Origin of the sequence: Streptomyces sp. NPDC058092 (assembly GCF_042884935.1) — a bacterium.
Lineage (GTDB): Bacteria > Actinomycetota > Actinomycetes > Streptomycetales > Streptomycetaceae > Streptomyces.
This window is the reverse complement of record NZ_JBHVSY010000056.1, coordinates 1-6,714: the sequence shown is the minus strand read 5'-3', so window position 1 is coordinate 6,714 and position 6,714 is coordinate 1. Positions and strand designations below refer to the sequence as shown.

At 65.3% G+C, this 6,714-nt stretch carries 8 protein-coding genes; 2 read left to right on the top strand and 6 right to left on the bottom strand.

The features are described from left to right. Window positions 1–124 precede the first annotated feature (124 nt). The 6 genes from ACFVV1_RS40520 to ACFVV1_RS40495 form a co-directional block, all read right to left on the bottom strand. Window positions 125–1,348, bottom strand: coding sequence for a helix-turn-helix domain-containing protein (locus ACFVV1_RS40520; RefSeq protein ID WP_375966133.1), 1,224 nt, complete (start codon window positions 1,346–1,348; stop codon window positions 125–127). Between the two features lie 220 nt (window positions 1,349–1,568). After that, window positions 1,569–2,804, bottom strand: a complete 1,236-nt coding sequence (locus ACFVV1_RS40515) for a tyrosine-type recombinase/integrase (RefSeq protein ID WP_375965045.1) — start codon at window positions 2,802–2,804, stop codon at window positions 1,569–1,571. Further along, complete coding sequence (locus tag ACFVV1_RS40510) at window positions 2,804–3,001, bottom strand: helix-turn-helix transcriptional regulator (protein ID WP_375965042.1); 198 nt, start codon at window positions 2,999–3,001, stop codon at window positions 2,804–2,806. The genes ACFVV1_RS40515 and ACFVV1_RS40510 overlap by 1 nt, the downstream gene beginning before the upstream one ends. Continuing rightward, window positions 2,998–4,431: a replication initiator protein RepSA gene (repSA, locus tag ACFVV1_RS40505; protein WP_375965039.1), complete on the bottom strand. Its 1,434-nt coding sequence runs from the start codon at window positions 4,429–4,431 to the stop codon at window positions 2,998–3,000. The genes ACFVV1_RS40510 and repSA overlap by 4 nt, the downstream gene beginning before the upstream one ends. Then, a complete protein-coding gene (locus ACFVV1_RS40500; RefSeq protein WP_375965036.1) occupies window positions 4,428–4,640 on the bottom strand; it encodes a hypothetical protein in 213 nt (70 codons plus the stop codon). Before ACFVV1_RS40500 ends, repSA begins: the two co-directional genes overlap by 4 nt. Continuing rightward, a complete protein-coding gene (locus ACFVV1_RS40495; protein WP_375965033.1) occupies window positions 4,637–4,759 on the bottom strand; it encodes a hypothetical protein in 123 nt (40 codons plus the stop codon). Before ACFVV1_RS40495 ends, ACFVV1_RS40500 begins: the two co-directional genes overlap by 4 nt. A 368-nt stretch (window positions 4,760–5,127) precedes the next feature. Here ACFVV1_RS40495 and ACFVV1_RS40490 point away from each other — a divergent pair, with 368 nt between their 5' ends. Beyond that, on the top strand, window positions 5,128–5,901 hold the full coding sequence (locus ACFVV1_RS40490) for a GntR family transcriptional regulator (RefSeq protein WP_375965030.1): 774 nt from the start codon (window positions 5,128–5,130) through the stop codon (window positions 5,899–5,901). A gap of 25 nt (window positions 5,902–5,926) precedes the next feature. Beyond that, window positions 5,927–6,436, top strand: coding sequence for a GNAT family N-acetyltransferase (locus tag ACFVV1_RS40485; protein WP_375965027.1), 510 nt, complete (start codon window positions 5,927–5,929; stop codon window positions 6,434–6,436). Window positions 6,437–6,714: the final 278 nt, after the last annotated feature.

Below are 6,714 nucleotides of genomic sequence, written 5' to 3'. Positions count from 1 at the left end.
TTCGTACAGTGGCGCGCTCCACCTTGACGCCCTGAACCACGACCGCTCCACGGAGTGTGGGTCGAAGGCGGACGGGATGAGAGCCGAGGTCAGTGGTGGGCAGACGTAAGGGCGCGGGTGACAGCTAGTTGGTTTGTGCGGACCGCGAACTTTCCTGAGCCTCCGGAGCGGGAAGCTGACCCAGGATCATCGCCTGCACTAGACCGCCTAGGATTTCCGCACGCTGCCCAGAATCAAGACGGGCATCGACAATTAGACGTTCGGCCGCTAGGTAGCGGGAAAACTCAAGCGGCTGGTCGAAGTAGGCACGCAAATGCCCGGCAGCAGTTTCCTGAGACTTGACGAAGGTTCTACTTACAAAGCCAGCGAGAGCAGCAGCAACCGCTCCGAGCGCTCCCGCGACCACAGCACCGGCCGTAGTGCTGGCCCAAAAGGCGATCGCAGCGAAACCCATGAGCAGTATAAAACCAACTGACATAGCGACCTGCGCGTTCCGAAAAGACTTTGCCGCTTGACCCAAAGCAATGGTGTGATAGTGATCCAAACGGCGATGGGTCACGGCCCAGAGCGCAGACAGGGTGAGCCTGGCATCATCCTCGGCCTCTGCGTCCGAGACATCTGCATGGCGAAGTCGAAGCTCCTGCTCAAGATTCGCTTCGGCCCGACGTACCCGCTCCCGCGTAGGGGAAACCGTCTCAGGATCGGGCCTCCAGCCTACAAATTCGACTGCCACGCCCGAGAAAAGAATCCCAAAGACAAGTATGAGGACCGCCGGCAATAGCGACCCAGGGCTAGCCCCCTGGATAATCCGAACCAGAAAGATCATTCCGGGCACGCCAACAGCAAGTGCAAATATGGTTATAAGCCTACGGCGCCGCCCCACCTTACGGCCCTCGCGGCTGCTTCCACCCTCGAACGATGAGCGATCGCTGAATTCTGATTCTGTCAAGATTTCACGCGCGGGCACAGTTATCGTATAAGTGCCCGCCCTCACTGCAATTTGCCCGTCTGCCGCAATATTACGGCCTGCGTTCTTTTCAACCTCGATGACGCCAAGCTGCTTTCCTTGTACAGCAACACAGTACGCCCGAAAATCTGGTACGGGAGTAAGACGCCTCCGCACGGACTCGACTACGCGCTGGAACGAGTCGACCTCTACGCCTATCAGACTTTCTGGGCCTGAGCCTTGACGGTCATCCACGCCAACAATTACTGTACCGCCGCGTGTATTAGCGAAGGCAGCGATGGTCCTCGCGAGTACGCGCGGCAGCACTCTCGAATGTTTGAATTCAAGGTCGACTCCTTCTGGGCATTGAAGGAGGGCCTCGATCTCTTCCGGCGTCACCATGACGTGAGACTAGTGGCTCCCACGCACGTTGCGTGGCCCGACTGCGCACTTGGTAACAGCTGGGCCGTGGCTGGGCCGTGCCAAGGCACCCGACGATAACCAACGCTGACAGATGCTGATAGCTCAACAGCAGGTCAGGAGCGTTGAAGGCACAGGAACCGCAGGCCAGAAGACCGGCGAGTCACTTCTTCGGCTTCTGAGATTTCCGCAGGTCAGCGACCTATGAACTCTCGTGGGCCGTCTCGGGGCCGTCATTGGCGATCGGGGCGGCCCACACTGCGTCCACGGCTGCTCGCGTACGCGTCTGACTGGCTGGCATGAGGTGCGTGTAAGTCCGCAGCGTGAAGCCCGGATCATGGTGGCCGAGGTACTCGCTCAGGGCCTTGATGCTTTCCCCGGCGTCCAAGAGCACGGATGCGTAGAAGTGCCGTAGCGCGTGCATCCCGTTATCCCTCCCGTTGGCGATACCAGCAGCACGGAGACCAGGGCGCCACTGCCGATCGTTGAAGCGATTCCGGTTCAGAGAAAAGCCTTCGGGACTCCGGAAGATCAGAGAAGCGGTGATCGGCGGGCCGTCCAAGGACTTCCAGGGCAAGGTGACCTCCGCCGCCGGGTACTGCGTGAGGTGGCCGGCCAACGCGAAGGCGATGGACTCTGGCAGAGGAACTTCCCGCTCCTTGCCGCCCTTGGGCGGGGCGAATACGGGCCGGTTGTGTAGAAGCTTCACCTGTCGGACCACATGCACGACACCCCCGAGGAAGTCGACATCCTCGACAGCCAAGCCGAACACCTCCCCCTGCCGAAGACCGCACCCGGCGGCGGGGTCCACAAGTGCCCGATACCGCTCAGGCAGCGCAGCCCGCACGGCCATAACCCGGTCAGCGGACCAAGGCTTGACCTTGCGCGGGTCGAGGCGGGGTGCCTTCACCGACCTTGCTCTGCATGGATTCGCCCGGATCAACCGGTCTTCGACGGCAGCCGTGAAAACTGTGGAGACGTGAGCGAAGATGCCGCGCCGGTACGCCGCCGAGAGCCCTGCGTCCTCAAGGATTCGCATCCACAGCCGAATGTGTGTCGGGTTGAAGGAACCGATGGGGCGCTTGCCGATGTGCGGGAGCGCGTGGAGACGCAACCGCATCTCGACGGACTCCCGAGTGGACGGGTCTGTCATCTGCGTGTTCATCCACTTCGTGGCGTACTGCTCGAAGGTGGCCTTACCGGCCTCCGGAGCGATGTAGTCGCCACGCGACATGTCGGCCTCGATATTCGCCAACCAGGTCTCGGCCCTGCGCTTCTGCTTGTCCGGGAAGCTCTTGGACTTCTCGCTGCCATCGGGACCGATGTAGCGGGCGCGGTAACGCATACCGACACCGTGACGCTCGGTCGCAACCTTGACCATCTTGCCTTTCGGCCCAGGCTCGGTCTTGTACCAGCGGTCTTGGATGTGTCCGGCCATCAGACAACTCCCTTATCCATCTGTGCGGCGACCCAGATGCGCACGTCTTCGGGGTCGTAGCGGAGGTGTCGGCCGACGCGGAAGCCGCGGGGCCCAGTGTCTTTGCGGCGCCACTGGTAGACCGTCTCGACCGGGACACCGAGGAGGTCAGCCAGATCGACCGGCGTCAGATAGCGCTCGGGAAGCAGCCGCCTCATGCCCATGCCTCCGACCCGTCGAGGGCTTCGAGTTCGGCGCGTACTTCGCGCACGGTGTCGCGGTTGGTCTGGATGTCTCGGGCGATGGTGGAGGCGAGCCAGGATTCGCCGGGTGTGTGGCCGTGCCCGGCGTAGGTCCAGTGGGCGAGCGTCAGTGTGGAGCCCTCCGGGGCGTCGTCGGGGTCGGGGAGCCCGCGTTCGTGGCGTTCCTGGCGTGCCCGGTAGTCGGCGCGGACCTGGCGGAGTGCGCCGAGGGTGGTGGAGTAGGCGCGGGACTTGGTGGAGAAGTGGCCGCGGAAGCCGAGCATGTGGGCCCACTGCCAGAGCTTGCGGTCCGGGTAGGCGTCGTCCAGGTCGAAGCACGCTTCGATCAGGTGCCGGGCATGGGCGGGCAGGTCGGTCAGCTTGTCGAGTTCGGCCAGCTCTCCGATGCGCCGGTCCACGGTGCCGGTGGTCTCGGCTGCCTTGGTGGCGTACTTCGCGACGTACGCGGCTACGGCCTGTTCGGTCAGGTCGTCGTTCGCGTTGTCCGCGCCGATCTGGCGTACGTCCACCTGAGCGCCCCACCGCAGGGTCCGCGCCGGTTGGTCACCGGAGGACGGGACGGGCACGCTCACACGGGCAGCAGCGGCCTGGATCGCATCCGACAACAAGGCCACGCTGGCCCAGGACGGCGGGGCAGTGTCGGGGCCGTCCGGTCCGTCGAGTCGGACGATCGCGTGGAAGTGCACGGCGCCGCGCTTCTGGAACTCGGCGACCTTCCCGAAGGAGATCCGGCAGGCGTCGGCCGTGGCTTTCTGGGTGAGGCCGGCGCGGGCGGCAACCTCCCGGCGGAGGTAGATGGTGAAGCGGCGCCAGAGGTCCCCGGCGTGGTTGTTCCAGAGCACCGCGCCCGCGTAGTCGTAGGCGGCCGGGTTCAGGGCGGAGCCCAGTTCCGGCGAGCCCTCGGGGTGGTCGGTGCCGCACCGGCAGAGGCCGCGAGTGGGCCGGTTGTGGACCGGGCCGAAGCTGGGGGCGGTGAGCGTCGCGAAGACCTTGGGGTGCGTACGCACCGTGAGCGGGGTGCCCTTGGACTCGTCGCCGGTCAGTCCGGCGCGGATCAGGTGGAAGGTGTCCCCGGCGTAGGTCCAGGCGCAGGAGGGGCACCGGGAGGCACGCCGGTTCCCGCAGGCCACCCGCAGGCGCCCGCCGGGCTCGCCCTGGGTGCTGTAGGAGTAGAGGACCTGCCCGGTCTTGGTGTCACGGGTGGTGGTCATGCCCTCCAGGTGGATGGGGTCCGAGCAGCCACCGGTGCGGCGTACCTGCTCCTGCCACCGGTCGAAGCCAGGAGCGTTGGCCACACGTAAGAGGTCGGCCAGCGTCAGCGGGTCCGTGCCGACAATGGCGGCGGTACCGGCCACAGCCGACGGGTCCACGGGGAAGGAAGTCACTGGTCGTCCTCCCTCGGGTAGCCGTGCCCCAGGGGCGGGTAGAGGCCGCGCACCTTGGCGTCTTCCTCGGCGTAGTGCGCGTCATCGATCACGGTGAAGAACCGGGTGTAGGGGTGTACGTCGTGGGCGTCGAGGTACATGCCGATCTGTTCGGCCCGCTTCTCGTCGGCCATCTCAGCTGCGTGCAAGGCGTCGTCGAAGAAGCTCACGCGGCTGCCTCCACGGAGTCGGAGACCTCAGCGGTCAGACGCTCGGTGTGGGCCTGAAGGCGGGCGCGACCTCGGGCGCTGACGGTGGCGTGTACGACGGAGTCGGTGGTGTGCTCCACCAGTCCGGCACCGTTGCAGGCCCAGCAGAACACCGACAGGTGGTCGTCTTCACCGGCCCAGCCGGATCCGGCGCACTCCGAACAGTCCGCCCACGGGCGAGAGGTCAGGAAGTACAGGCACTCAGCGGGATCGGTGCAGCGTGACTCCGCGCAGGCCGGGCAAGCCCGACCCAACACCGAACGACGCACAACCAGAGCAGAAGCAGTCATGATGGAAGCTCCCTGATGGGACAGGGGGGCGGCGTGTCTGCTTGGCGGCAGGAACGCCGCCCCCAACTGGCTTGAGCCACTTACTGGCTTAAGCTAGTTGACCACGAGGGAGAGCGAGGGTCAAGACGCTAGCTTAAGCCAGTTGGTATGCTCGGCTCATGACCGCATCCGACCGCTCCCCCCAGCAGCCAGCCAGCCGCCGAATCGCTGACGCACTCCGCGCCTCGATCGAGCGGGGTGAGCTGGAGGCCGGCCAGAAGCTCCCGTCTGAGCGAGCCTTGGCGGAGCAGTACGGAGCGGCGCGCAACACCGCGCGAGAAGCCATTCGCGTGCTGGCTGAGCAGGGGCTCGTGACGGCCAAGCATGGTCGAGGCGTGTTCGTACGCGAGCCCCAACGTCTGTTCCGCTTCGGCAGCGACCGGTACTCGATCGCCAACCGAGAGACCGGGCTGACTCCCTTTCGCCTGGAGGCCAAGAAGCAGGGCAAGGTCCCGCGCATCGACGTCCTGAGCATCGCCCGCGAGGTGCCGCCTGCCGATGTCGCCGAGCGGCTCCAGGTCTCAACCGACAGCGAAAGTGTCGTCCACCGTGAGAACCACTACTTCGCTGACGATGAGCCGGTCCAGATCGTCTCCACCTATCTGCGCTGGGAAGAGGCGGAGGGCACTCTCCTCATGCAGGCGAAGTCAGGGCCCAACGGGATCTACGGACGCCTGGAGGGGTTGGGCCACGTGATGACACGGGTGCGCGACGAGATCAGCGCTCGTATGCCTTCGCCCGAAGAGGCCCGGGTACTCGACTTGTTGCCAGGAGTGCCCGTACTCGAAGTGCTGCACACGAGTCTGGATCAGAACTTGGAGCCCTTCGAGGTATCCCGGTACGTACACCGCGCTGACCAAACCGGCCTGCTCTACGAGCTGCCCGTTTCCTAGCCCACCGCTCTGCTGGAGGACCCACGTGGCTGACACCACCATCCGCCCCCTCGAAGACGCCGATGTCCCGGGAGCAGCGGCAGCCCTGATCGAAGTCCACTCGACGGACGGCTACCCGGTGGAGGGTGTAGATGACCCCGAGGCATGGATCACTCCGCCAGGAGTCGTGAAGGCATGGGTAGCACACCGGGACGGCGTGGTGGGGCATATCGCGATCATGAAGGCGGAGGGGGAGGAAGCCGTCGCCCTCTGGCAGCAGCAGAGCGGAGAGGACGAAACTCGCATCGGCGTTCTGGCCCGGCTGTTCGTAGTGCGCAGCGCTCGGAAGCACGCAGTGGGCGAAAGCCTCATGCGCGCAGCCATGGACTACGCCGAGGAGAACGGCATACGCCTTGTGCTCGACGTGATGGACAAGGACGAGGCAGCCATCCGCCTCTACGAACGCTTGGGCTGGCACTTCATTGGCGGAGCCACGCACCAATTTGGAGACAGTCAGCAAATCCCCGCCAAGTGCTACGTCTGGCCCGCCAGCTAGCTTCGGGAAGTTACAGGTTTCTCTACCTCATCAAGGCACCCGGCTGCGCTCCGCTCCGCCGGGCGCGCTTCCCGGCTCTGGCTGCGCCCGCGCTCCTGCCTTCGGCCCGCTCGGCGCTGCCGCCGCCGACGCGCGCCCGCAGTGGATAGGCCCGGAGGGCATGAGACGAGAACCAAGCCCGCGGCTTCAAGAGGATGCCTCCGGCGGGGGCGCTCAGACTCCGGGATGGGACGGGGCGCCGTTCGCGAGTGCCGGCCGGAGCGTGGCGAGCGTCGTAG

Excerpts from the sequence above, each read along its gene's own strand:
- ACFVV1_RS40520 (WP_375966133.1), bottom strand. The coding sequence starts at position 1,348 with ATGGTGACGCCGGAAGAGATCGAGGCCCTCCTTCAATGCCCAGAAGGA.
- ACFVV1_RS40515 (WP_375965045.1), bottom strand. The coding sequence starts at position 2,804 with ATGGCCGGACACATCCAAGACCGCTGGTACAAGACCGAGCCTGGGCCG.
- ACFVV1_RS40510 (WP_375965042.1), bottom strand. The coding sequence starts at position 3,001 with ATGAGGCGGCTGCTTCCCGAGCGCTATCTGACGCCGGTCGATCTGGCT.
- ACFVV1_RS40490 (WP_375965030.1), top strand. The coding sequence starts at position 5,128 with ATGACCGCATCCGACCGCTCCCCCCAGCAGCCAGCCAGCCGCCGAATC.